Here is a 26,525-nt window from a genome sequence, read left to right on the forward strand (position 1 = left end):
TAACATTAACAATTTGCAAAATAAATTTACAGGATGTATAAGAGATTTACACCGAGTTTAACATTTAGCTTCGGTGACATAATCACAAATATTCTAACTGGGGAAGTCAGAATGAAATTCAAAAATAATGCGCTACAACAAGCAATTAAATTTGCTTTAGCGACAACAACAGCAGGCCTGTTTGTGTCGGGTTCGGTTGTTGCAGCAGAACAAGCAGCTGAAGAAACTAAAGTTAACAAAAATGTAGAAAAAATTGCCGTAGTAGGTACTCGTTCAGCACCACGTTCAATTGGTGATTCACCTGTACCAATTGATATCATTGGTGGTGAAGAGCTAGATAAAGGTGGCAACACTGACATGCTAGAGCTTTTAAAAGGCTCTGTTCCTTCTTTTAACGTTCACCAAAACCCAATTAGTGATGCTGCGTCACTTGTACGTCCAGCTAACCTTCGTGGCCTTCCATCAGACAGCACTTTAGTGCTTGTTAATGGTAAACGTCGTCACCGTGCATCTGTTATCGCATTCTTGGGTGGTGGTATCAACGATGGTGCTCAAGGTGCCGATATCTCAGTTATTCCAAGTATTGCTCTAAAACAAGTAGAAGTACTTCGTGACGGTGCTGCAGCTCAGTACGGCTCTGATGCAATCGCAGGTGTAATGAACTTTGTTTTAAAAGATGCCTCTGAAGGCGGTTCTTTCGAAATCCGTAAGGGTGAATACTACGAAGGTGATGGCGACACAACACAAATTTCAGGTAATGTGGGTCTTCCATTTACTGATAGCGGTTTTGCTAACTTAAGCTTCCAATATAAAACTGCGGATGCTACAAGTCGCTCAGTGCAACGTCCTGATGCAGCAGCACTTAACGCTGCAGGCGTGCCAGAAGTTTCTTCTCTTGCTCAAGTTTGGGGTGCACCTGAAGTCGATGACGATATTTCAATCTTTGGTAACATTGGCCTTGAATTAAGCAATTCATCTGAATTCTATATGTTTGGTAACTACTCTGAGCGTGATGTACGAGGTGGTTTCTACTATCGTAACCCACACACTCGTCCAGGTGTTTACTCAAATGACGGCGGTGAAACACTCCTTGTTGGTGATTTAACAGGCGATATGAGCGGTAACTGTCCTACCGATATCATGATTGATGATAACGTTTTAGATAACCAAAGATACATTGATCTAGTTGCTAACAACCCAGACTGTTTTGCGTTTAACGAAATGCTACCAGGCGGTTTTACACCTAACTTCGGTGGTAATATTACAGATACTGCTTTAACAATTGGTACTAAAGGTGAAATCTCAGATGGTTTCCTTGCAGGTGCTTACTATGACTTAAGCGGTACAGTTGGTTACAACGAATCGCGTTATTTCATCTATGACACTATCAACGCGTCATTAGGCCCAGAAAGCCCTCGTGACTTTAGCCCTGGTAAATATTCTCAGTTAGAGAAAAACTTCAACGCTGATTTATCAAAAGGTTTTGACTTTGGTTTAGCCTACGACGTTAACGTTGCTGGTGGTCTTGAATGGCATGAAGAAACCTTCACTGTTGTCGCTGGTGATGTGGCATCTTTTACAGCGGGTCCATTAACTCAACAAGGTTTTGGTATCGGCTCGAACGGTTTCCCTGGTTTCAAACCATCTGATGCTGGCGAATATACTCGCCGTAACTATGCAGCATATGTTGATGTTGAAGCACCATTTACAGAAGACTTCTTAATGGGCTTAGCACTGCGCTATGAAGACTACGACACATTTGGTTCGACAACTAACTACAAATTAACTGGTCAATATCACTTAACTGAAGACTTGAACATTCGTGGTTCAATCAGTACAGGTTTTCGTGCGCCAACGGTTGGTCAAGCAAACGTAAGTAACGTTCAAACTAACTTAAGCAGCGGTGTTCTAGTTGACTCGGCTCTTTTACCACCAACAAACCCAATTGCTGTGCAACTAGGTGGTACAGAGTTACAACCTGAAGAGTCACAAAGCTACACATTTGGTGCAGTATGGACCCTTGGCGACTTATTCTTCACCATTGACTACTACAACATTCAAGTTGATGACCGTATCAGTCAATCAGATAAAATTGAGTTAAGCCAAGCAGACAAAGACACACTTGAAGCAGCTGGTGTACCTAATGTACAAAACTTAGCGCAAGTTAGCTTCTTCACAAATGACTTTGACACAACGACACAAGGTGTAGATGCGGTTGCTAACTATTCAACTGAATTGTTAGGTGGTAGCTCAACATTTAGCTTAGCGTACAACTGGAACGACACCGAAGTAACTAAGTCGAGCCCAATTACAGGTGAATTTAAAGTAAGCCGTCTAGAAAATGACTTACCAAACCACCGTGCAACGCTTAGCTGGGCACAACAATGGGAGAACTTCTCGGCGTTTACACGTGTTAACTACTATGGCGAATACCAAGGCGTTCACGTAGATTACGATGCAACAGCCAAAACAGCTGATGCTGCAGTAACAATTGATGCAGAAGTTACTTACTTCCTAACTGAAGAGCTTAGCTTCTCTGTAGGTGCGACAAACTTATTCGACCAAGAAGCAGAGAAACTTGATTTCTTCGATAGTACAGGTATCCCAAACAACAACTGGGGTGGTAAATACTACGAGACTTCACCATATGGTATTAACGGTGGCTTCTATTACGTGAAAGCGACATATACTTTCTAATAGAAGTGCTTTCTAGGTTGAGCAATCAACCTAGAAAGTCGATACCCCGGATATATTCTGGATATTTATAGTTAACCAAGGCGAAAGACATTTCGCCTTTTTCGTTTTATAGTAAATAAAAATAACAAATAACCCGCTATTACTATGCTGTTACAGAAAGCGAATCAACTACTAAATGAAAACAAGCTAAAAGAGGCTGAGTTTCATTTTAAAACCATTCTCGATTCAGCTCCTGAAAATGGCGAAGCGTTATTTGGATTAGGCCGCATTGCGCTGCGATTAGAGCGTTATGATGCCGCGGTTTACCTTTTACAAAGAGCCTGTGAGCGCCTACCTCATATGCTTGAACCTTTACATGCTCTTGCGGATGCCTTCAATGGTGTGCATTCACCGCAAGATGCGTTAACTGTACTTGAATATGCTAAATCAATTGCTAGCCATAATCCTGAACCGCATTATTACCTCGCCCAGCATTATTTAACCTATGGTGAGTTAGACAAAGCTTATCGCATTTTAAAGCATGCTCTCAGTATGGGAAATTACCCAGTTACGGCGTACATATTATTTGAATTAGTACAGTTTGGCCGCTTTAATAACGAACATAATTACATAAATGAGCTACATCAATTTTTAACATTGACTAATAACCTACGTTTAAAAATGGTGTGTTATTATGCGCTAGGTAAAAGTTATGACCAGCTCAATGATACAGAGCAAGCCTTTAACTACTTCAGCCTAGCAAATAGATTACAAATAAAACTTACTCAGTTTAAAACCAGTGACTTAGTGCCTTTTTATCAGCGTATAATAGAGCAAAATACCGAAGAGCTAATAGATGCTAGAGACAAATCATTCACAGGCACCATTACACCCATATTTATTATTGGTATGCCAAGAAGTGGCTCAACGCTAGTAGAACAAATGTTGGCAAGCAATGATGATTTTGCAAGCTTAGGTGAAGATGCCAGTATCAGTAATCAGGTTGTTGCATATCTTGAACAACAAACACAGCTCCCCTACCCAGATTGCTTAGCAGAGCTAAACCAAGGGCTAATTAACAATGCCCGTAATATTTATATTGAACGAATAAAACAAGCGCCAGTTGTGCGGCCCTTTATGATCAATAAGCTGCCTGCGAACTATCAGTCACTTGGTTTGATTTACTTACTCTTTCCTAATGCCAAATTTATTAATATGCAGCGAGAGTATGATGCAATTGCTTGGTCGGTGTTTAGCAACTATTTTGCTGAAAACGAACCTTACTTTTGTTCTCTCCCAGAGTTTAAACAGTATTTTGATTTGTATCAGCAGTTAATGGAACATTGGCAAAACGTAATGCCAGAAGCAATTTTTGATTTAAGCTATGAAGCACTTGTCAGCGACAGCGAACAAACACTAACAGCGCTGTGTAAATTCTTAAACATTGAGTACAGCAAGCAGTTTTTAAATTTTTATAAGTCAAAAAAACCGGTGGCAACGCTCAGTAAAACGGCTGTAAGGCAGCCGTTAAGTGATAAAGCATTAGAGAAATACAAACGCTACGAGAGCGCAATGCACACGCTTATGCGTGAGTCTCAAACCAATTCAGCAAATCAACAAACTGATCAAAACGCGCCTGTGGGTGAGTAAGCATATTTATGTGATCATAATCGACCTTATGGCCAAACTTACGGCCATAAATGGTCATCGTTTGCTTGCCGATGCCCGACTCTTCCATAAACTTTTCAATATCAATAGGCTGGCATAGCGCTTTATCTTTAATACCCGCAACATGCATAATGGGTGGTAATGCCTTATCAGCTAATGCGTTGGCGTAATCAAAGCCATCGTCAGTATCGACCCAAGGTTTACGCTTAGCCCACTGCATACTTTGATAATGTGATTTACGGGTTTCATCATCACTGCCCCACTTCAGCTTTTTAGCCGGCACAAAGCCATGCTTACGGGCAACTAAGGGTGCCAAGCCATACCAAATTAAATTACCTTGAATATACTTACTCGGATGATGATTATACAAAGACCGTTTAGAACCAAAATAGCCGCAGGCTTTCACATCATCAATCAACTCAGGAAAACGGGCAAACACACTGTTCATTAACACCCCACCCCATGAGTGCGCCACCCAATAACGCGCAGGCTCGCCTTCAAGCTGCTTAATTTTATCTAAAAATGCAGGGATATCTTCTAAAATAGCCTCGGTTTGACCATACTTTGCATGTTTCGAGATCGCGGGTTTACTTTCACCACGACCACGTAAATCAGCCACATAGCAAGTATAACCATGCTCAGCTAAAAAAGGGGCTAAGCCTTTATTGCTGTGAGTGTAAAAGATTTTGCCATTTTCAACGGCACCATGCATAAAAAACACCGCAGGGCCCTTCGCATCAGTTTTGCTAATACGGCGTAAATGTAAAGTTTGGTTCTCAGCGAGTTTGATAAATACTGATTCTTGTTTAATCGTCACGTTTGACCTTTTTATTCTTATAGACTCATCGTACCAGTATTAAGGTACGCCAGTCTATTTAGCAAAGCAAGTTTTGGCTTGGCGATTGCCATTCAAAATGAGAATCTCAGGCACGATGAGATTTCATTAAAGAATAACACCAATGCAGAGCCATTTTACATTGATGTTAGAAGTTCGACTTGCAGGAGCCTTTGGCTAAATGATCACTAACGAAAAGCTATGAAATGGTGCTGAAAAAGTTTGTTTGATGATTTCTATGTTACGTAATTAACATATATGGAGGAGACAGCCTTTTGCCATTCGTGGTCTTAAGTTTATCATTGAGTGTGAACAGACGTTGAGCATGATAAATATCTGGACAAAAACGTTTTAGAGTATTTATTTGGTAACGCCGCCATATGGGGCGCACAAATGCTTGGCTAAAATCAGCGAAGAATGAGCGCAAGCCAAGCGTTTTGCGTCCTATTGCCATAATGGCCTTGTTATATGCCTTATTCAAAAATTTTATGTTGTGCCATTTCTTCAGACCATGGCACATAAAGAGGGTATACCAAGTCTTTATGTCCGACGTCCGACCAAAACAACTTTTGCGACAGGCTGTCCAAAATATTCTGTTGGTTCAAATGAATCAATATCCTCAAAGTTAATTGCAATGTAACAATTTGCCTTTTTGATCAATAAAGCAGAGTCATCCATACGAGCATGAACGGCTATTTGTAACTTTTCAAATGGAACCATCGATAGCGTATGTCCACCTTTATAAAACCTATCACGGTCAATTTCTTCACCAACTTGCTTTAAGAAATTAATATAAGCTTTCCACCGTTTCAAAACTAATAGAGTGATAGCAAATAAAACACAACACAAACCTAGCAGAAGCGAGCTTATTACTGTGAATTTCCCCAAGTAATAAAAAGCAGTGGCGAGAACTAACACCACAATTAAATTAAACAATGTCCACTTATTCGGTTTCAACTTTGGAAAATTAATGCGCAAATCTTACCCTAGACATATAACAATTTTATAGTGCGCTCGTCGCGCATCTTTCTGCCGATGTTGCGCGCATGTATTAATAAATCTATTATTAACAAATAACATAATGCATTGCCAACTATAATATTTTTATTGACACTAAGGTATTCAGAAAAAGAAAATACGTTAGCGGAACATTCGCTTTGTAGAATAGAGTCAATAGCATTAAACGTCTTGGACCGTATCTTGATTGCTCAAAGCAATCATTTAAAAATTACTCTAACTTGTTTTGGGGCAAAGGCGAGTTGAAACGAAGGGCTGTTGTGTGCCAACAACTGTAATTCGTAACGCTCCGCTTAGGGGCAATAACACATGGGCTGAAATTGGAGCGAAACGACTGAGCCCATGTGTTATTGTCTCAGGAAACTTGCGGCTGACTACAGCGGTTTGTTAGGATTGTAACTAAATAAACCTACACATGCCTAAACCTAGATCTTTACCATTTCTCAATGCGAAACCATGCTTGAGATAAAAATCTTCTTTCCCTTTTGCCGCCAATAATCCAACAGTTGAGCCAGAATGGCAATTTGACGACAGAAAACCGTTTATAGACTGCATGATTTTTGAGCCTAAACCAAGCTTTTGAAATTCAGGATGTACAATGACATCTTGAACATAAAAGTACATGAAACCATCACCGATAACACGACCGCATGCAATGAGTCGATCACTCTGAAATATTGAAACCCAAAACAATGAAGAATTGATGCTGCTTTCTATAATTGACAGCTCAGGATTAGTCCATCCGACAGCAGCTCGAAGTGAGGATAATTCCTCAGCCATGGGTGGTCTTTCTTCTAAAAAAATTTCCGATGGTGACATTCCGTTGTCCTTAATCCGCCCATTCATTGGTGTGTTTGTTATGCATAGCCAAACTCCAAAAGAGCCATGAATGCAAAAAATGATAGAGCACTTCCAACCAAGTAAACCCTCGCTTGCTTGTAACTATTAGGATTGTCACTTTTATTGAGCATCTTCGCCAAACCTGAGCTAAATGCTTGTAGGCTGCCTGTGGATATTTTTTGCTCTAAAACGATCATTCCTAGATTGGCAGCAAAGAACATAAACAGTATTAATAATGTTACTGTTGCAACAATTCCTGCCGTACTTTCAATATTTACCAAGTTGAATCCTTTATATGTATAACGCCTGCTTAACAAGAAATGTGTTGGCATGGCTTTTTGTATTGTTTTCCAAAACCATGACAACTAATCATTTTCAGAGATAAGGCGTTTGTTATATTGCATTGCAAACGTTTCATAATCTCTTGATTTTAAGTGGGTAATATTAACTAGTATCAAGCGTTGAGAGCCATATGTAACTGCGAAACTTACAGCAACATCTGAGTTGGTATCTAAAACGACATCTGAACGTTTGAAACTAGACTGTTCAAAATTACTGATTTTAGGAAGTACCAATGCTACTTCTTTTTCTTTAATAGTAAATGTCATTGATGCTTCTGTGACTGGCTCATTATTAGCGCTTTTAGAAGGATAAACTAATACGTTCCAGCTCGGGTCATTGCCAGCGGTTAGCCTGTGGATACCGAATTCACTCGCTTGCTCAGGCGTAATTATTTTCTCGGAAATAAATACCATATCAGCAGTAGCAACTGAGCACCACGGTAGAATCAAAAATAATAGAGCCAAAAGTCTAATCATACTTCCCTGCAATATAAACGCCCGCATAATGGGTGGATTATGCTTGGCTAAAATCAGCGAGGAACGAGCGCCAGCCAAGCGTAAGCGTCCATTCATTAATGCGTTTTTATGTGCTCTCAGCTAACCAGTTACAATTCAATGCTTTTGTTTGACTGGTTCGGTTAGTGACCAACCCATTTCTTTAGCAACTAGCTTAGCAAGCGACCTAATTTCATCCCAATTAGGATTTTCATATAGAGCTCTATTTTCAAGGTACATGGCTGAGAATTCCATACCTGAATTCTGAATAATGAAAACATCTAACGCTTCAATAGATGCTGCTTGTTCAAGTGTTAAGTCGCTAACTTTCAATTTGTCTAAGCATTCACCAAACTCAAGAACCAACTCATCACCAACAGCCGCGAAACTTGGATAAAGTGCCTCTTGGACTTTTGCTGATGCAGCAAGTGCCATAATCGAATTTTTCAGGTTATCCATATTTCTACCGGAGCACATAACGCTTTGTTATACAAATATTATTTATTAGAAGGAGGTTCTACCGGCGGAGGAGGAATTACCTCTTTAGCCTTTTTCTTACTCAAGAGTTGTTTGATCAAGGTCTTAACCACATTACCTCCACACATAACTAAACCACCATCTTTTGTCGTAGAATAGTTGAAATATATTTCATATTCATCAACCAGTTTTGCACTTACATCAATAAACGCCTGATGATGATGGGGATACGTAAAAGCAGGCTGAAAGTCTAGGCTAATATATAATTCATCTTTTTTATGAAGATAAATAGAGGTTAAAAAATATTCACCGTCTTTTTTCGGCGCAAAGATTTCATAGCTGTCTAAATTACTTGAATTTCCATTGCTATTCGCGAATGGAGTATGCTCTGTTTTATGCTCATCTCCACAAGCCTGTATATAAGGAGATAGAAAAAGAAGTATAGAAACTAGAACAAATCGCATGCTTACCCTATGTGTATTACGCCCTCGTTAAGGGGGCCGTTAATGTTTGGCTATAATGTGTAGCGAAGCGAAACCGAGCCAAACTTTTGCAGTCCCGCCTTGAACAGCTTGTTATATTACAACTACCTGATACCTATTTGAATTGATAATAAATATATAGAATAAACCATACAATCAGACCAATTCCAATTAATGCAAATAGTCCTTTATGACGCCCTGAAGAAATTTCAGAATTGCACATAGGACATGCAAATGAGGAATAATTTCCCATTGGAGCTTTAATCTCGATAGGATTAACTGTTGACTTACATTTTGTGCATTTAACGCTCAATATTCAACCTTGTTATGCGATTTCTGCAAACTGCGCATCAGATGGCTTGTTTAGGCTACGCTACAACCGAGCGTTTACTCATTCGAGATTGGATATAATAACATTACGAGAAGCCACTTAAATTGCATAAGGAGAATTGCTTATTTATACATTAGCCTTTGAATGCTTGCTTCGCTCAAAGCTGCCTCAAGTTATTCAAACTATTAAAGTCGTACGTTTAACATGCATCAAAAAACCTTTCTTTACTATATAATAACAAAATGGTGAAATGATACTATATAGTAACTTAATCCATACCTTGTTATGATATAGTAACAAGAAAGAAGCGTTATAGGTGCTCCTATGAAACTGTATGACGGTGAAAAATTAAAAAACGCACGTAAATCGAAAGGACTTACTCAAGAAAAAGTGTCAGAAGTTCTTAATATTGGCCGTAGACAAATATCACAAATGGAAAATGGCATCTTTGATGGTGGAATTAAGTATCTTCTTAAATATTTATCACTATTAAATTTAGAATTAAGCATCACGCCGGGTAAAAGCGGATGGGATAACATTGACAGTACTTGGCCTACTAATTTTGAAGAAAATGACTCGCTACAAGATCCATTTGCTTCAAATAACCAAGCAAGTGGAAAACCTGCAACATCAACTATCGTCAGGTCAAATTTACCTCGAATCACCACAGACTTTACGATGCTAAACAAAGAAATAGACTCAATGTTCAATGATGAAGGTGATATAAATGAATAATGATGTGTCACGATACTTAAATAAAAAACTTTGTATAAGTGTATATCTTCCTCTCGTGAAAGTTTAAGTATAAACCAACCTTCGAGTGTAATAATTTCTATAACTCTCCAGAGCGCACATGCGACTACTACTTGACAAGTGAAAGTGTTAATTACTCAAATCCCCCAAACAATAAAGGTATACAGCCTTTGTGTATCTGTTGAATTTGAGGTACATCATTAACTATGATTCGGTAGCCAGTCAAAATCACCGCCACCAAAGCCCAATTTTTGGGCCACTTCACCTGTTTATGTGCGCTACAAACCACTTGACCAGTAACTGGCTTCATATGTAGCATACAAGTTCAATAATCGAGTACAACACCGCTACAGGCTCAGTAACCCCAGATGGTTAGTGTTTTATTAATCTCATTTTGAACGCCAATTTTATAAGGGATCTCAAATTGAGTGGCAATTTCTTATTTCCTCGAATCTTCAACTCTTTGAATCCAAATAATAGTAGCTGCCTGAGATTCTCAAATTATGTGGCAATCGCCATGAAATGATAATCAAGGAACCGTTTTGACGTATGAAAGGGCTAAAGTAACCATTGTTGTTAAAACTTACGGCGCTTTTCTAAAGCGCCGATATCAAGCCTAACTCAATTTGCCGCCATTACTAAATTTGAAGCAATCCAAATGGCAAACCGAGCATAACGCTTTATAAAATACTCGCTAATATTTTAATTTATAAGATAACTTCATCCTTTGGATGATGGATTCCATCGTATATTTTAACTGGCTCTAAATCATAGGGGTTAACACCATCAAGACAAGCAACATTGATTGCAAATTGATGAGGGTTAGAACGCCTTTGATGATGAGTATATATTCCACATGTTTTACAAAAATAGTGTTTTGCTGCCATGGTGTTAAATTGATAGAGGGTTAAGTTATCTTCGCCTTTAATAATTTTCAGGTTTTCAAGCAAAACAGAAGCAGCAATTGCTCCACGCTTACGACACATGGAACATGAACAACGACGCGGGTCTTCTAAACCATGAGGCATAATCAGCTCTAACTCAACGGTGCCACAATGACATTTAGCATTGTGTACTCTTTTTATTTCCATATTGCTACCTCCCTTCTGACACTACAAAATTTAGAGTTGGGAATTAAATTTGATATGCTTTATTTCACCCTTATTCGCATATTTTAAGTATGGTAAAAATAATCTGTTCGGCCCCGTCACCTATCTCATTTACCAATAAAATTCTCTTCAATTCATTTTATGCACTTTTCCCGAGTTTATTTTGGGTTAGAAGCTTTTTTCTTGTATCTACTTTTTAGGACGTAACATACGTTTAAAGGTGTTATCTGCCAAAATATAATGGTGAAACAATGCAGCCGCGGCATGAAAGCCGATTAAGTAATAACCTAACTCGCCGACTGTTTCATGTATTTCTTTTATAGACTTACCCAACTCTTTGTTTTCACTTGCTAATGCAGGAAGCTCTATACCGAAAAATGGCACTGGTTTTCCTGACATACTCAATATTAACCAGCCTGCTATTGGCATCGCCAACATAAACACATAAAGCGCAATGTGTACTAATTTAGCTAAAGCATCTTGCCATTTAGCAGGCGTAGGCTGTATTGCGGGTATCGGACCTGCCAATACACGCATAACTATCCTCACAACGACTAAAGCTAAAACTGATAAGCCCAACATAAAGTGCCACATTTTAAAAGCATCGCGGGTTTCAGTACCTTTATCAAATAATTCACGTAGCTCAATACTAGCGAAAACCGTCACAATTAAAATAAACATAAGCCAGTGTAAGGCAATTGAAATAGTACTGTAATGAGTTGTTGTATTTTTAAAATTCATAATGCCTCGTTTGTACAGAAACGCATTCACAGTAGTACATAGTTTATATGCGTTTGAAATTCGTGGATTTAGTGTAGCGTTCAATCATTGTTACTTTAATGATCTGAAACATAAACAAGTTATAAATTATCTTGTTTATTTTTTACCTAGTGTCTCACTCTACTTTGCTAACCTTAAAAAAAACTTATGTATTTTTTAAAAAATAAATAACAGAAATGAAAAACGGCAAGCTGAACTTACCGTTAAATTTATTGTAGTTAAAATTCAAAGTCTAATAATAGCTAACATATCATCATCTTCTTCGTCCAAGCCAACCTCTTGAAAACCAAAACTTGAATAGAATTCTTTAGCTACAGGGTTTTTTGGGTCATAACATATTTCGATTTCTTTAACAGTGGGACTCTGTTTAATAGCATCTATTGCTTGCGTTAATGCTTCCCTACCAATCCCTTTGTTCTGATAGCTCTTATCAACCATAAACCGCCAAATTGAAATTTTGTAAGGAGATTCTTGAACCCACATCAAAAAGCCGACGGGTAGATTGTCGCTATAAATAGCCCTGCACGTATAACCTGTATTATAAAATGACTCAACTAATGACCACATATTACAAGCAACATACTCTTCTTGAGAGTCTGCCACATCCAGATCACAAACAGATTCGTAATTCGATTTGTCTATTTCTTCCAATGAAATATTCATATTTACCTTAGATTCTAATACCATATATAGAACAAATATATGATGTTCATCTGAAAAAACAAAGAGTAAATGCCACTCAAGCATTTGGTTCTTCGTCCATACATGGCATTTTAAATACTCTATTTCAATCATTTAAGAAGTACTCAAGTATCACTATCGGTTAATAATTTATTGCTTGCATAAAATTGAACTTAACTAATTACGCCATAAAAACAAAACACTCTTTGAACTAACCATTTTATCGTTATAAATATCAATTAAATATTTAGTTAGCACCTTATCAGGTGTAATTGCTTATATAGATAAATATCTAAGTAAATACATAACTTCAAAACCGAAGCTATTTACACACTAAAATCTATCTGATTCTGCAGAAAAATATCCACCGCAAACTAACTCAGAGCAAAGATTTATTTGGTACAATCAACCTTTGATATTGCTAACAGATAGGTTTTCCTTAATGCATCCGCGAAATCGCCACTTAAATGGCTACGACTTTACTTTGCTATGCAAAGATACTCCTGCCCTAACACCTTATATAACGCAAACGCCAACGGGCACTGATACCATTGATTTCAGCAATTCATTAGCGGTTAAAACCCTCAACCAAGCGTTATTAAAAAGCCATTATAAAATCGATTTTTGGGATTTACCCGACAACTACCTTTGCCCACCGGTCCCTGGCAGAGTGGATTACATTCATCACTTAGCCGACTTATTAGCAAGCGATAACCAAGGTCATATTCCTACGGGTAAGCAAGTAAAAGTACTTGATGTAGGCACGGGTGCAAATGTGATTTACCCGCTTACTGGTAATCACGAATATGGCTGGCACTTCACAGGCTCAGATATTGATGCCTTGTCTGTTAAAATTGCTAAACAAATTGTGCAATTTAACCGCCTGAAAATTAATGTTAAGCAGCAAAACAACGCCGATAAAATGTTTAAGGGCGTGATATCGAATAAAGATGTCTTCCACCTAACTTTATGCAACCCACCGTTTCATGCCAGCGAGCAACAGGCCAAAGCAGGTACTGAGCGTAAATGGAAAAACCTTAACAAAGCGCCACAAAAAGCGCTTAATTTTGGTGGCCGTCAAAACGAGCTTTGGTGTGAAGGCGGTGAGCGCGAATTTATCAGTAAAATGTGTATTGAAAGCCAAGAGTTTGCAGAGCAATGCATTTGGTTTACATCACTTGTTTCTAAGTCTGACACTTTACCGCATATAAAAAAGCTACTTAGCACACTTGATGTGAAAGAGGTAAAAGTTATAAAAATGGCACAAGGCCAAAAAATAAGTCGCTTTATTGCTTGGAGCTATTTTGACCAAGCCGACCGCGAAGCCATTCTTAACGAACTAGTATAAGGATAATAAGATGATCGACTTTCGTTCAGACACAGTTACAAAACCAACAACAGCCATGCGCGCGGTCATGAATGACGCCCCAGTAGGCGACGACGTTTATGGTGACGACCCAAGCGTTAATCAGCTTGAACAATTTGCTGTTGAGCGCCATGGCTTCGAAAGCGCCCTTTATTGTAGCTCAGGCACGCAAGCCAATTTACTAGCATTAATGGCGCATTGTGAGCGTGGCGACGAATACATTTGTGGTCAACAAGCACATAACTACAAATTTGAGGGTGGCGGTGCTGCTGTATTAGGTTCTATTCAACCACAACCAATTGAAAATAATGCCGATGGCAGCATAGATTTAAACAAAGTTGTGGCTGCAATTAAAGCCGATGACTTTCACTTTGCTAAAACTAAATTACTTAGCTTAGAAAACACCATTGGCGGCAAAGTTCTCCCGCTTAGTTATCTTAAACAAGCCAGAGAATGTGTTGATAAACATAACCTTGCTCTGCACTTAGACGGTGCCCGTGTGTATAACGCTGCGGTTAAGTTAGGTGTTGATATCACTGAAATCACCCAGTATTTTGATTCAGTGTCTATTTGCTTATCAAAAGGACTTGGCGCGCCGGTTGGCTCACTATTATTAGGTAGCAAGGCACTGATTGATAAAGCGCGCCGCTGGCGTAAAGTACTCGGCGGTGGTATGCGTCAAGCAGGTATGCTTGCAGCCGCTGGTCAGTATGCACTTGAGCATCACGTAGCAAGGCTTGCTGAGGATCACGATAATGCGGCGTATTTGGCAGAGCAGTTAAACACGTTAGCTGGTTTTGATACGTCAACTTTTCAAATCGATACCAACATTGTTTACGCAAATGTTGCCGAACATATCGATTTAAAAGCAGTGGCACATGCGCTAAAAGAGCAAAATATGCTATTTTCGCCAGGTAAACCACTGCGCCTAGTGACCCATTTAGGTGTCACTAGGCAAGATATTGATAGCTTTATCTCGGCATTAGCGGCCGAGATTTAACGATTCTTTATAATGTTTGCGGCACACCGATACATATCGGTCGTTGCCGCCAATTTCTACCTGATTACCGTCTGCAATCGCATTACCATGCTCATCGGTACGCAGTACATGGTTAGCTTTACGACCGCAATGACACACGGTTTTCAACTCAATTAGTTTGTCAGCCCAGGCAAGTAGGTATTGTGAACCACTAAATAGCTCACCTCTAAAATCGTTACGTAAGCCATAACACAGTACCGGAATACCAAGTTCATCAACCACATCTGTTAATTGCATTACTTGGTCTTTTGATAAAAACTGGCACTCATCTACTAAAATACAATGGCGCTTTTGCTCTGCATTTAATGATTTGATCAATTCAAATACATCTTTATCTGCATCAAAAATATGCGCATCAGCCTGTAAACCAATACGTGAAGACACCTTGCCAACACCTGCTCTATCATCAATAGCCGCTGTTAAAATAACCGGTTCCATACCACGTTCGCGGTAGTTAAATGCAGATTGTAAAAGTGTGGTAGATTTGCCTGCATTCATTGCAGAATAATAAAAGTACAGCTGTGCCATGATGTTGCCCAAGTTTTAAAGTCGCAATATGCTACCTTAATCGCGCGACAACATCATCTATTACCTTACTCTTATTATCTCAAGCGTTATCCCAGTAAAATTGCTGCTTTATAACAAGCCTTCGTGTTTCAGTAACCATTCTTTTCTTTTAAGGCCACCCGCATAGCCTGTGAGCTTGCCGTTTACGCCAATAATTCGATGACATGGCACAATAATGCTAATCGGGTTTTTTCCATTCGCAGCGCCCACTGCACGCACCGCTTTTGGGATATTAATGGCAAGTGCTATCTCTTGATAACTCTTGCTTTGGCCAAACTCAACATCCATCAGCGCACGCCATACTTGCCTTTGAAACTCTGTACCTTGCGTATCAAGGGGAACAGTAAAACGCGTACGCTGACCATTAAAATATTCATTAAGCTCACTTATACATATTAAAATAGGTGTAAGGGTGTGCTCATCAACAGCCTCTGTTTGCATCGCAACTACTGGGTAAAAGCCAACATAACTGACGCCTTTTGATGTACTTTGAATGGTAATATCTCCAATGGGGCTTGGCATTATAACTTGTTGCATACTCATAATTGTTGCCATAGTTGAAAAGTTAAATAAGAGCGAAATGGCGCACAGTGCTCGCTATTAAATTCGCTTATTCCAGCGAGGGCTTTTTTAACCCCTAAGTCGCCCGCCAGTAAAATATCGGGGTGGCTTTGACCGCGTAGTTTGGCGTAATTAACTGTCCATGGGCCAATGCCTTTAAGCTCTAACCAATTATCAAGCTCTTGATTATCTGGGTTTTGCTGACAATAAGCACTTAAACGACGTAGCGCATCTTTGCGTGATTGTGGCATTTTAAAAAAATCGAGTTCAGAATTGGCAACCCATTCAGGGCTTGGAAAATAGTGGTTATTACTTTGCTGATTAAACTCACTCACAAGCTGTGACACTAGGTTATGAGCCGCTGTTACACTAACCTGCTGACCAAGGACCGCTCGTATGCCCGCTTCATAATCTGACCAAATCCCCGGTAAACGCAGGCCAACACAAAGCGGCATTGAACCTTTAAGCTCTGCATCTAAATGCTGTTCTATGGTATGCGTATCGGCGTCTAAATCAAGCACACGACGAATGTTATGGATCACTTGCTGTAAATAGCGGGTGTTATCAATATCAATCGCCACTTTAAAGTGGTTTTTATGCTCAACAAAATGCGCAGTGAATTGCCCTTGGCAATATTTATCTTTAAAAGTGCGACCATAGCTTGTTGTGCTCAACCATTCTAACCCACTGATTAAACGGCGCTGCAAAAAGTCATGGAGTGCTTGCCAGTTATAAGGCGGCCTAAATGCCAGTGTTAGAGTTAATGTTGAGGCTGGTTTTTTATCTGACTTACGTAACTTTGAAGGAGCGATATTTAACTGCTTTAAAAAAGCATCGTTAAAGCGACGAATACTATTAAAGCCAGAAGCAAATGCGATATCTGCCACCGACAAATCTGTTTCTTGTAATAGCTGCTTGGCGAAATTGCATTGGTTAAATAATCTATATTGGGTGATCGACAGTCCAAAATGTTGGTTAAACAAACGGCGTAAATAGCGGCTCGACACCCCGAGTCTGTCTGCTAAAACCTCACAGTCGTAGGCCTCACCTTTATCAATCAGTTGTTTGGCGCGTAATGCGGTGGTTTTTGTACCTAGCCAAGCTGGGCTATTTGGTGCACTATCTGGGCGACAGCGAATACAGGGTCGAAAACCATCTTGCGCAGCTAAGTGCGCGTATTGGTAATATTCAACGTTCTTTTCTTGTGCCGTTGGTGCGGGGCAAATTGGTCTGCAATAAATACCAGTACTTTTTACCGCCACAAAAAACACCCCATCAAATCGTGGATCGCGGCTTTGCCTTGCAGTCTGCCATTGTTGGCTAGTCATAATTATTCTCGTTACACGCTAATACCGTTAGCTTAACTGAATATTATTTTTTGACTAGCCAGTTTCGGACCTTAACTATTTAAACAGCTATTTAAGTGCGGCTAAATATCGGCGCTCTACTTCCGGCCAATTAATCACTTCGTAAAATGCCGCAATATAGTCAGGGCGACGATTTTGATATTTCAAGTAATACGCATGCTCCCACACATCAAGACCTAAAATAGGCGTATGATTATGCATCAGTGGGCTATCTTGATTGAGGCTACTTTCAACTAGCAACTGGTTATTTTCATCAACACATAACCAAGCCCAGCCACTGCCAAAGCGGCTTACCGCTGCATTAGTAAATTGCTTTTTAAATGCGTCAAAGCTGCCAAATGTATCAACAATGGCGGTATTTAACTCTTCACTTGGCTCACCACCGCCATTAGGTGACATAACTTGCCAAAATAATGAGTGATTATAATGGCCACCTACATGCTCTTGCACTGCCTTTTGTAATGACTCAGGCATTGATGAAATGGTGCGTAGTAATGTTTCAGCATCTTGCTCAGAGTAATGGCTGCCCTCTAGTGCAACATTCGCTTTATTGATATAGGTTTGATGATGCAAGGTATGATGAATTTCCATAGTTTTCGCATCAATGTGCGGTTCAAGTGCATCATAGTCATACGCTAAATCGGGTAATGTAAAAGACATACTGATTCCTTATCGTTAATGTAATAACTGCGTTTTGTGGGGATGGTCAGCTAATAGCTGATTGATTCGGTTAATGAGTGTCGGAAATGCTGATGCCATGCTGGCAAACTTAACCAGCTCAAAGTAGGTTTTGTGATGATGATGCAGGACCAAGGTGCGAACTTGCAGCTCTGGGTGACTTAAAAGCATACTTAATTGTTGATGAGCATGGCAAAGCCAAGTGCAAGCTTTTTCGGGTTTTTGCATCACTTTAAAGGTATCTGCAAGATTCAAAGTTGCAACAACAAATGCTGCAATACAATGCTCTAACGAGCGAGTAACCAACTGGTTGATTGGGATATTAGAAAGTTGTGCGAGTAAAGATTCTGCGCAGCTGCTTGCAACCGTGTAATGATCACGCGCAGTAATAAGTTCGCCAGATTCAAATGCTAAATTGCCTTTATAAATAGCACGTTGCCAAGGGACAAGCGCATCATCAATGGCGTTTGAAGTTAAAGGTGTGTGGCGTGTTGTTTGAGTCATAAAAATCACCTGCACTTATACCAGTCTCAGTATGTGTTTAAACTACACACTGATACACGCAAATGCAAATGATTTTTATTTATGTTTTTATTTGTTTATTTTCAACTACATCAACATTGCTTATTGATGAGCAAAGTCGATAAGCTCTTGGCCTGTCAGGCGGTAAATAATCCACTCATTTTGCGGTTTAGCACCAATGCTGTCGTAAAAATCAATGGCTGGTTTATTCCAATCAAGTACCACCCACTCAAAACGACCACAGTCTTTTTCAAGTGCTTGCTTAGCAAGATATTGCATAATTTGCTTACCGGCACCTTTACCACGGCTATCTGCGCTTACGTAAAGGTCTTCTAAATACAACCCATTTTTGCCAAGCCACGTTGAGTAATTATAAAAATACACAGCAAAACCAATTGGTGTGTCGCCCTCTAAACAAATAACACTATGAGCCGTTGCGCCTTCACTGAATAACGTTTTTAAAATAGCTTGCTCGTCTGTTTTAACTGCGTCAGGTTCTTTTTCGTAGATAGCAAGTTCGGTAATAAAATGTAGGATTGTTGCAGCATCACTTGCGACTGCCGGACGAATTGTAATTGCGTTACTCACTCTGTATTCCTTTTTTACATCATTATTGTAATGCCCAGTTTATAAGGGCTTTAGCGTGGTGTAAACGCCCTTTACAGAAATACATTGCATTAAAAAAAGGGGCTACTAAACGTTAGCCCCATTTTGCTTTATTTACTTACTCATCGACTTATAAAGTACCGGCAGTACAAATAAAGTTAAGAAGGTTGCACTGACCAACCCGCCAACAATAACCGTGGCAAGGGGCTTTTGTATTTCAGCCCCTATTCCTGTGCTAAGCAGCATCGGAATTAGCCCAAACATTGAGGTTAGCGCAGTCATTAGTACGGGTCTTAACCTCGAAATAGCTCCTTCAAATACCGCTTTGTCTTTGCTATCTCCGGCACTAATCCTTTGATTAATGCTTTCGACCATCACCACACCATTCAATACCGCAACACCAAATAGCGTGATAAACCCTACAGAGCTGGGTACTGATAAGTATTGTCCAGAGACATACAATGCAATCACCCCACCAATCACAGCCAAAGGTACATTGACAAGAATAAGCACCACTTGCGATAGGTTACTAAAAGCAAAATAAAGCAATAACGCAATGAGTAACAAGGCCACAGGCACTACAATCATCAGCCGCTGTTGTGCCCGTTGCTGGTTTTCGAACTGGCCGCCAATGGCAACACTGTAACCACTTGGTAGCTGCATTTTATCGGCAATGGTAGCGCGTATATCTGCAACTACAGAGCCCATATCTCGCCCCTGCACATTCGCTTGAATAACCACCCGCCTTTGAACATCATCGCGACGAACTTGAGGAGCGCCTGACTCAATCTGTACATCGGCTACATCCCCCAGCCTAACAATGGCACCCGCGGGGGTTCGCAGTCGAAGATCTGCAATCACATTCGGGTTTTGGCGAAATCTTTGGGCTATGCGCACATAAATGTCATAGCGCTCATTAGCATTAATGATTTGCCCTGCCGATTGCCCGCCAATACCGTGCTGAACTACATCCATCAAATCAGCCACCGATAAGCCAAAGCGCGACAACGCCAAACGGTTGGGTTTAACTATAAGCTGTGCTTCGCCGCCTATTTGCTCCATCGCGACATCTTTAGCGCCAGGTATTTGCTGAACTAGCTGCTCAATTTGTTGGCCTTTTTCAGTTAAAACGCCTAGGTCACTACCAAATAACTTAATGGCCAATTGCGCTTTAACACCCGATAAAAGCTCATCTACTCGGGTTGCTATAGGCTGTGAAAAGTTAAACAAAAGCCCTGGGAATTGCTCAAGCTTGGCTTCCATTAATTTTTGCAATTCGACACGTGTTTTCGCGTTAACCCATTGCTCATGAGGTTTTAAGCCTAAATAGATTTCAATGTTGTTAACCGGTTCAGGATCGCCCCCTACTTCAGCCCGACCGATTCGGCTCAGCGCATATTCCACCTCACTAAATTCAAGCAATATGGCTTCAAGCTTTGGTGCAACTGAGATTGCTGTATCGAGACTTGCAGAGGGAGCAAGTGTCACACGTAGATTGATAGTGCCTTCTTCAAGCTCTGGCACAAATTCAGTACCCAGCCTTGGTAGCATAACGGCAGCTACAATCAGTAATAACCCTGCTGTAACTAAAACGGCGCGTTTAGCCTGCAATGCTTTTTGTAAAGCCCTTTGATAAAGCATATCGATAGGTTTTAACAAAATACTTTGCTTTACTGTCACGCCCTTAGCAAATAAGTACACACACAGAGCTGGCACTACAACCAAGGCAACGATTACTGCACAAATAATTGCCAGCATAATGCTCACAGCCATTGGCTGAAATAGCTTAGCCTCAACGCCTTCAAAACTAAACAGTGGTAAAAATACCGTTAGAATAATCAAAGAAGCAAAAAAGATAGGCCGCGCAACTTCTTTTGCAGCAATTGCAACCAGCTCCGAAGAAGGCTTATGTTGATTATGCTTAAGCCCTAAGTGCCTAAATACATTCTCAACCATCACTACAGAGCCATCCACCAGCATACCAATGGCAACAGCAATCCCACCCAACGACATTAAGTTTGCCGATAATCCCAGCCATGCCATTACACTCAGTGCTAAGCCAATCGAAATAGGGATCGACAATAACACCAAAAATGTCGCTCTTAAATCAAGCAAAAATAGTGCTAATACTATGATAATAAAGACAAAAGATAAAAGCAGTGCATCAATAACCGTTTGTACTGCTTGGCTGATAAGCTCTGCTTGGTCGTAAATTGCTTTAAATTCAACATCCTTTGGCAATGCTTGATTTATCATCTCGATACGCGCGTTTATGCCATCAATCGTTTGCTTGGTATTTGCACCCATCCGTTTGAGCACGATACCACTAACCACTTCACCACGATTAACTATTTCGCCTTTATCATTGCGTTTAGACAAGGTAACTGCACCTTGGCGAATCTCACTGCCAAGCTCAATAGTCGCAACATCAGCCACTTTAACGACCGTACCATCAATGGTTTTGATAGGCGTTTGCGCAATCTCAGCAAGCCCTTTGTCTCCTGGAGTAAACCAACCTGTACCACGAATAACAAGCTGCTCTTGGCCCCGGTTCATATACCAGCCACCCACATTATTGTTGTTAGCATCTAAGGCGTTACTAACATCTTGCTGTGTTAAGTCATAAGCAAGTAGCTTATTGGGGTTTATGTTCACTTGATACTGCTTAACCTCACCGCCAAATGACAGAATATCGGTCACACCATCAATAGGTAAAATAAGTAATTTAACCACCCAATCATTTAAACTACGCAGTGCCATACTATCAATGTTTGCACCCGGCTTTGCTTCAAGTAAATACTGATAGACTTGCCCAAGCCCTGATGTATTAGGGCCCATGGTTGGCATACCCACACCAGATGGGATCAACTCTTTAGCAGACTGCAAACGTTCAAAAACCAGTTGCCTAGCAAAGTAAATATCAACCCCTTCTTTAAACACAACAGTAACACCCGATAAACCCGTTTTAGAAATAGAACGAACCTGCTCTACATCAGGCAGTGCATACATAACGGCTTCTATCGGGTATGTGATCAGTTGCTCGACTTCTTCAGCCGCAAGCCCTGGTGCTTCGGTATTCACCGCCACTTGCACATTCGTAACATCAGGAAAGGCATCTAAATTGAGTTTTGGGATCATAAATGCACTCACCGCAATCGCCGTAAGTAAGGCCAAAAGCACAAGTAGACGGTTCTTTATCACCGCCTCAATTAATAAATTAAACATGCGTCACCTCTAGTGGTTATGCGGATCAAATCCGCCTTTAGCTAGTTGTGATGCAATAAAAAATGCACCTTGGGTGACAACTTCAAGCCCGGCTTGAATATCCAGCACTTCACGATAATCGCCAAAACGTCTGCCGAGGTTCACTTCTTGGGCGACAAAGCCGCCATCGTCATCAACGACAAACAATTGCCAGTCACCATCTGCGCTGCGAGTTAATGCATTTTCAGGTACAGCAAGTACTGCTTTATCCGTTTCAAAATGAAAATACACATCGGCAAACATGCCTGGATGCAAACTATGCTGAATGTTTTTTACCTCGAGCCTAACGGTGCGTGAGCGTGTTTGTTCATCAATGGTATGTGCTTCTTGAATAACTGTTGCTGGATAGCGATTACCGTTAACTTCTAACAGCGCCGTAGAGCCATTACTGATAGTACGGTCTTGATTAGCTGAAAGCTGAGCAGCAACCCAAAGCGCTGATTCATCGGCTATTAGCATCAACTCAATCCCCGAATCGACTCGCTGACCTTGGGCAAAGTTATCGGTTAAAACTGCCCCCGATGTTTGTGCAAACAAGGTGTATTCACCGAGTTTTTCTGGGTTTATGGTGAGTGTTTTTGCAATAGCTTGTTTTGATAAACCAAAGGCAACTAATCGGCTATAAGCGACTTCATATTCAGCTTTAGCAGTTAGAATTTGCTTTTTGCTTACCGTACCAGCTGTCATTTTAGTTAGCCGTTTTAACTCGGCTTCAGCTAACCTAAATTCAGTTTGCTGGCTGGCCACTTCGCCACTAAATAAAGTGACTAAAGAGTCTCCTTTATTTACATGCTGCCCTAATAAGGCATGGCGCTTTACAACAATTGAATCAACACGCGGTGACACTAAATAACTGGCATAGCCATTGGCTTTAATTTCGCCCGGTGCATACAAGATTTGCTTGTGTTTTTTCAGTACAAGGCGCTCAATCTTGATATTAGCTAGTTGCTGTTGCTGCTCAGTTAAACTGACTTCATTAGCATGTTCAGCTTGCTCATTTTCTTGGTGATTATGCGCTTGTTCTGTCGCATAAATATTTGTCACAGTCATGTAGCATACGCACAGCAATGCATAACGCATAAAATTTCTTAAATACATATATTGTCTCTTACTTAAAATGGGCTAAGCCCAAATAACATCTAAAAAGGGTTTGGGATTAAGTAAGAGCTAAAATAGGTGGGCGATGTAGCGGTGCTAAGTCAGGCGATTTGAAGTTGAAATCAAGTGATTCAATTTTAGTGAAATAGACACCAGTAGGTTCAGACAATTGCAGCGAATCTAAAAATGCAGGGCTGTGACAAACATGACAATGGCCTTTCTCGGCTGAGTCAGACAACTGTTTGCTAAGCTCGTCATGCTCTGATTGATGTAGTTGATGATCGCCATTGGCAGCGCAATGAGCTTCAAGGTCAATTTCTTCTGATAGCAGTACCGAGGTGTGATTAAACGCAACATTATGATCGGCCACATCAAAGCTATCCAGCAGTGGCTGGAGCAATAATACGCTAATCAAAATAATAAATGCAGCTTTCACATTGAGCCTAAAAATTAGAACTAAAAATTGGTACATCGGCGCTAAATTAACAAATCCACCCGCATTTGAACAGAAAATTATAATCTGTTAGCGAACAAACCAATACAAACATTTTATTACAAAGGCACGCATGGTATAAAAATAAAGCAAATCAATAATTAGGTATTTATATGGGGCACGGACACCACCATCATCACGATACAAATAACCAAAGCACCCGCCAACTCATGCTGGCAATTGCAATTAATGTGTTATTAACTGTCGCTCAGGTGATTGGCGGCCTCGTTTCTGGCAGCTTATCGTTAATTGCTGATGCGCTGCACAATTTAAGCGATGCCTCGTCGTTATTCATTGCCCTAATTGCCCGAAAAATTGGTGCCAAACCTGCTAATGATCGTTATCAATACGGTTATAAACGTGCTGAAATTTTAGCCACGCTATTTAACAGTTTAAGTTTAATTGTGATTGGTGGTTACTTGATTTTTGAAGCGATCACCAACTATTTAAACCCCGACCCCATTGATGGCTGGATCATCATTTGGGTTGCGGGTCTTGCGCTGGTTGTTGATCTTGTCACCGCCCTATTAACTTACAAAGCAGGTGCAAAAGACAGTATGAATATTCGTGCTGCGTTTATACATAATGTGTCTGATGCACTAGCCTCAGTTGTGGTAATCATTGCGGGTACCTTAATCATTCTCTACCAGTGGTATATTGTTGATTTAATTGCCACTATGCTGATTTCAATGTATGTCATTTATCACGGCATTTTACTGTTAATTGCCAGTAGTAAAATTTTAATGCAAGCAGCCCCTGATAATTTTGCTGTAACAGACGCTATCAATAGGCTTAAAGCCCAATTTGCAATCACTGATGTTGATTACCTTAAAACATGGCAGATAGATGATCATCACGTTCATTGCGAGCTAAAGTTTCGTGCCAAGCAAAGCATCAGTAACGATGATATACGTCACTTTTTACATAACAACTTTGCAATTGAAAGCTGTACCATTGAACAAGTTTTAGTGTAAATGTTTCGCGTTATCATTTACTATTCAGTTTTGTGTTAAAGCAAACTGAAGGAACAAATCTTGTTAAAGTTGTGGTTACGTCGTACGCATTTATTACTTGCCTTAGTAAGCGGTTTATTTTTAATTTGTTTAAGTTTGACCGGTGCTTTGCTTATTTACGCAAAAGACATTCAATACCTTACTCAAAGTGATAGATGGACAGTAACGCCAGCGGCTTCAGCACTTGATTTTGATAACCTCATCAATCACGTTTCAGCGTCAACTAAACAACCTGTTACTCTGGTAATGCCAGAGCAGCGCAGTGATCTAGCGTGGCAATTACAACTAGCAAATAACCGCTATGTGAGTGTTAATCCATACAATGGTCAGGTTTTACATGAATACGATTATTACAGTACGATTTATGGCTTTACCATGGCTTTGCACCGCTGGCTGCTTTATGAAGATGGCGATAAAAGCCGCCCTCTAAGAAACTGGGTATCGGTGTGTGCGCTCATTCTTATTATTGAAATTCTGCTCGGCTTTTATATTTGGGTTAAGCCAAAAAATCGTATGAAACGTTTGGCTATTAAGCGTAAAGCAAAGTTTAGAGTACTGATGTATCAGCTACATACCGTTTTGGGTGTGTATTTTTTAATTCCACTCATTTTAATTGCTTACACAGGTATGGCGTTTAACTGGAAAGAACAAACCAAAGCCGTATTAGAATTTGTGATGCAAGACACAGTTGAAGATAGACCTAAACCGCCAGCGGTTATTCCCCCTTTAGCGGATACGCCCTTTCAAGTGCAAAAAGCGTTTGATAACGCACAAACTGTATTTCCTGAGGGTAAGTTATTTAGAATTTATTTACCGAAAAAACCAAGTGACAACATAGGATTTAGAATAGAGAACCCAGGTGAAAGCCATGCCTATAGTTGGGTATGGGCAAACCCATATTCAGCCGATATTGTAGCAAGTTATGATGCCAGCGAAAGCTCTTTGACCACGCAAACTTGGAACTTCAAATATAAGTTTCATATTGGTGATTTTGCAGGCCCAATTGTGCAATTATTGTGGTTGATATTTGCTTTATCACCGTTATTTTTTACGATCTCAGGTGTTTACTTTTGGTACAAACGGCATTACAGATAGACACTTTATCTGACAGATTAATTATACAACGGCCTTTCATCATTAAACGAATTCATATTCTCGGCCAAAGCTATATTACTGCGTATATATAATCACATGAATGTGTAAAATTGGTGTCAAAACACTTGATGCTAAAGTGGCAATCAACCACATCGCTATATCAACTGTTTATTCACAAATTTGGGTGCTGCCTGCTAGGTAACACTAGAAATATCAGTAACACCTATGTTAGCGCATTAAAACCAATACTCTGAACACGCAAAATTAGTAAGGGTTCAAATATAATACTCACCTATTAAGCATCCATTGAACATTCGTGGATGCTAAATTCATCGCTATATAACAGAACCAAAGAACTTATTGCAAATCAT

The 26,525-nt window shown here is 40.1% G+C and carries 26 protein-coding genes; 7 read left to right on the top strand and 19 right to left on the bottom strand.

The window, feature by feature from the left end:
• Nucleotides 1–111 precede the first annotated feature (111 nt).
• Together QUE86_RS19090 and QUE86_RS19095 are read left to right on the top strand one after the other, a co-directional pair.
• A complete protein-coding gene (locus QUE86_RS19090) occupies nucleotides 112–2,697 on the top strand; it encodes a TonB-dependent receptor plug domain-containing protein (RefSeq protein ID WP_167658937.1) in 2,586 nt (861 codons plus the stop codon).
• A 144-nt stretch (nucleotides 2,698–2,841) separates the two neighbouring features.
• Nucleotides 2,842–4,326, top strand: a complete 1,485-nt coding sequence (locus tag QUE86_RS19095) for a tetratricopeptide repeat-containing sulfotransferase family protein (protein WP_286260556.1) — start codon at nucleotides 2,842–2,844, stop codon at nucleotides 4,324–4,326.
• Here QUE86_RS19095 and QUE86_RS19100 read toward each other — a convergent pair.
• The 7 genes from QUE86_RS19100 to QUE86_RS19130 form a co-directional block, all read right to left on the bottom strand.
• Entirely contained in the window at nucleotides 4,259–5,161 is a 903-nt protein-coding gene (locus QUE86_RS19100; protein WP_167658938.1) for an alpha/beta fold hydrolase, read from the bottom strand. The two genes, QUE86_RS19095 and QUE86_RS19100, sit on opposite strands and share 68 nt — an antisense overlap.
• Before the next feature lie 558 nt (nucleotides 5,162–5,719).
• A complete protein-coding gene (locus QUE86_RS19105; RefSeq protein WP_286260557.1) occupies nucleotides 5,720–6,157 on the bottom strand; it encodes a hypothetical protein in 438 nt (145 codons plus the stop codon).
• Nucleotides 6,158–6,595: 438 nt separating this feature from the next.
• Nucleotides 6,596–7,015 (bottom strand): GNAT family N-acetyltransferase, encoded by a 420-nt coding sequence (locus QUE86_RS19110; protein WP_167658959.1) that lies wholly within the window; start codon nucleotides 7,013–7,015, stop codon nucleotides 6,596–6,598.
• Nucleotides 7,016–7,053: 38 nt separating this feature from the next.
• Nucleotides 7,054–7,317, bottom strand: a complete 264-nt coding sequence (locus QUE86_RS19115) for a hypothetical protein (RefSeq protein ID WP_167658960.1) — start codon at nucleotides 7,315–7,317, stop codon at nucleotides 7,054–7,056.
• Nucleotides 7,318–7,401: 84 nt separating this feature from the next.
• Complete coding sequence (locus QUE86_RS19120) at nucleotides 7,402–7,950, bottom strand: hypothetical protein (RefSeq protein WP_286260558.1); 549 nt, start codon at nucleotides 7,948–7,950, stop codon at nucleotides 7,402–7,404.
• Between the two features lie 39 nt (nucleotides 7,951–7,989).
• A complete protein-coding gene (locus QUE86_RS19125; RefSeq protein WP_286260559.1) occupies nucleotides 7,990–8,331 on the bottom strand; it encodes a hypothetical protein in 342 nt (113 codons plus the stop codon).
• A 38-nt stretch (nucleotides 8,332–8,369) separates the two neighbouring features.
• Nucleotides 8,370–8,813, bottom strand: coding sequence for a hypothetical protein (locus tag QUE86_RS19130; RefSeq protein WP_286260560.1), 444 nt, complete (start codon nucleotides 8,811–8,813; stop codon nucleotides 8,370–8,372).
• 673 nt (nucleotides 8,814–9,486) lie between these two features.
• Between QUE86_RS19130 and QUE86_RS19135 the strand changes: the two genes are divergently transcribed.
• Complete coding sequence (locus QUE86_RS19135) at nucleotides 9,487–9,897, top strand: helix-turn-helix domain-containing protein (RefSeq protein ID WP_286260561.1); 411 nt, start codon at nucleotides 9,487–9,489, stop codon at nucleotides 9,895–9,897.
• Nucleotides 9,898–10,622: 725 nt separating this feature from the next.
• Here the strand turns inward: QUE86_RS19135 and QUE86_RS19140 are convergent.
• From QUE86_RS19140 to QUE86_RS19150, 3 genes are all read right to left on the bottom strand, one after another.
• Nucleotides 10,623–11,006: a GFA family protein gene (locus tag QUE86_RS19140; RefSeq protein WP_130052489.1), complete on the bottom strand. Its 384-nt coding sequence runs from the start codon at nucleotides 11,004–11,006 to the stop codon at nucleotides 10,623–10,625.
• Between the two features lie 207 nt (nucleotides 11,007–11,213).
• The gene (locus tag QUE86_RS19145) at nucleotides 11,214–11,765 is read right to left on the bottom strand and encodes a cytochrome b (protein ID WP_286260562.1); all 552 of its coding nucleotides are present in this window, start codon (nucleotides 11,763–11,765) and stop codon (nucleotides 11,214–11,216) included.
• A gap of 264 nt (nucleotides 11,766–12,029) precedes the next feature.
• Nucleotides 12,030–12,467, bottom strand: a complete 438-nt coding sequence (locus QUE86_RS19150) for a GNAT family N-acetyltransferase (protein ID WP_130053015.1) — start codon at nucleotides 12,465–12,467, stop codon at nucleotides 12,030–12,032.
• Nucleotides 12,468–12,927: 460 nt separating this feature from the next.
• Between QUE86_RS19150 and rlmF the strand changes: the two genes are divergently transcribed.
• Nucleotides 12,928–13,833 (top strand): 23S rRNA (adenine(1618)-N(6))-methyltransferase RlmF, encoded by a 906-nt coding sequence (gene rlmF / locus QUE86_RS19155; protein WP_286260563.1) that lies wholly within the window; start codon nucleotides 12,928–12,930, stop codon nucleotides 13,831–13,833.
• A 10-nt stretch (nucleotides 13,834–13,843) separates the two neighbouring features.
• Entirely contained in the window at nucleotides 13,844–14,851 is a 1,008-nt protein-coding gene (ltaE, locus tag QUE86_RS19160; RefSeq protein ID WP_286260564.1) for a low-specificity L-threonine aldolase, read from the top strand.
• Here the strand turns inward: ltaE and QUE86_RS19165 are convergent.
• From QUE86_RS19165 to QUE86_RS19205, 9 genes are all read right to left on the bottom strand, one after another.
• Entirely contained in the window at nucleotides 14,834–15,418 is a 585-nt protein-coding gene (locus QUE86_RS19165; protein WP_058584247.1) for a thymidine kinase, read from the bottom strand. The genes ltaE and QUE86_RS19165 overlap by 18 nt on opposite strands.
• A gap of 108 nt (nucleotides 15,419–15,526) precedes the next feature.
• The gene (locus QUE86_RS19170; RefSeq protein WP_286260839.1) at nucleotides 15,527–15,994 is read right to left on the bottom strand and encodes a methylated-DNA--[protein]-cysteine S-methyltransferase; all 468 of its coding nucleotides are present in this window, start codon (nucleotides 15,992–15,994) and stop codon (nucleotides 15,527–15,529) included.
• A gap of 2 nt (nucleotides 15,995–15,996) precedes the next feature.
• The gene (locus tag QUE86_RS19175; protein ID WP_256853827.1) at nucleotides 15,997–17,346 is read right to left on the bottom strand and encodes a DNA-3-methyladenine glycosylase 2 family protein; all 1,350 of its coding nucleotides are present in this window, start codon (nucleotides 17,344–17,346) and stop codon (nucleotides 15,997–15,999) included.
• 87 nt (nucleotides 17,347–17,433) lie between these two features.
• Nucleotides 17,434–18,045: a superoxide dismutase gene (locus QUE86_RS19180; protein WP_286260565.1), complete on the bottom strand. Its 612-nt coding sequence runs from the start codon at nucleotides 18,043–18,045 to the stop codon at nucleotides 17,434–17,436.
• Between the two features lie 15 nt (nucleotides 18,046–18,060).
• Nucleotides 18,061–18,567 (bottom strand): DUF2753 family protein, encoded by a 507-nt coding sequence (locus tag QUE86_RS19185; protein WP_167658906.1) that lies wholly within the window; start codon nucleotides 18,565–18,567, stop codon nucleotides 18,061–18,063.
• A gap of 120 nt (nucleotides 18,568–18,687) precedes the next feature.
• Nucleotides 18,688–19,173 (bottom strand): GNAT family N-acetyltransferase, encoded by a 486-nt coding sequence (locus QUE86_RS19190; RefSeq protein ID WP_054552102.1) that lies wholly within the window; start codon nucleotides 19,171–19,173, stop codon nucleotides 18,688–18,690.
• Between the two features lie 132 nt (nucleotides 19,174–19,305).
• Nucleotides 19,306–22,416 carry an efflux RND transporter permease subunit gene (locus QUE86_RS19195; protein WP_286260566.1) on the bottom strand — a complete coding sequence of 1,037 codons (3,111 nt, stop codon included), beginning with the start codon at nucleotides 22,414–22,416 and terminating at the stop codon, nucleotides 19,306–19,308.
• Nucleotides 22,417–22,425: 9 nt separating this feature from the next.
• Nucleotides 22,426–23,553, bottom strand: a complete 1,128-nt coding sequence (locus QUE86_RS19200; RefSeq protein ID WP_286260567.1) for an efflux RND transporter periplasmic adaptor subunit — start codon at nucleotides 23,551–23,553, stop codon at nucleotides 22,426–22,428.
• A gap of 58 nt (nucleotides 23,554–23,611) precedes the next feature.
• Complete coding sequence (locus QUE86_RS19205) at nucleotides 23,612–23,989, bottom strand: hypothetical protein (protein ID WP_256853831.1); 378 nt, start codon at nucleotides 23,987–23,989, stop codon at nucleotides 23,612–23,614.
• Nucleotides 23,990–24,159: 170 nt separating this feature from the next.
• Between QUE86_RS19205 and QUE86_RS19210 the strand changes: the two genes are divergently transcribed.
• Together QUE86_RS19210 and QUE86_RS19215 are read left to right on the top strand one after the other, a co-directional pair.
• Nucleotides 24,160–25,020, top strand: a complete 861-nt coding sequence (locus tag QUE86_RS19210) for a cation diffusion facilitator family transporter (RefSeq protein ID WP_286260568.1) — start codon at nucleotides 24,160–24,162, stop codon at nucleotides 25,018–25,020.
• Nucleotides 25,021–25,080: 60 nt separating this feature from the next.
• A complete protein-coding gene (locus QUE86_RS19215) occupies nucleotides 25,081–26,154 on the top strand; it encodes a PepSY-associated TM helix domain-containing protein (RefSeq protein ID WP_286260569.1) in 1,074 nt (357 codons plus the stop codon).
• Nucleotides 26,155–26,525 lie beyond the last annotated feature (371 nt).

It is taken from the genome of Pseudoalteromonas apostichopi (assembly GCF_030297135.1).
Lineage (GTDB): Bacteria > Pseudomonadota > Gammaproteobacteria > Enterobacterales > Alteromonadaceae > Pseudoalteromonas > Pseudoalteromonas apostichopi.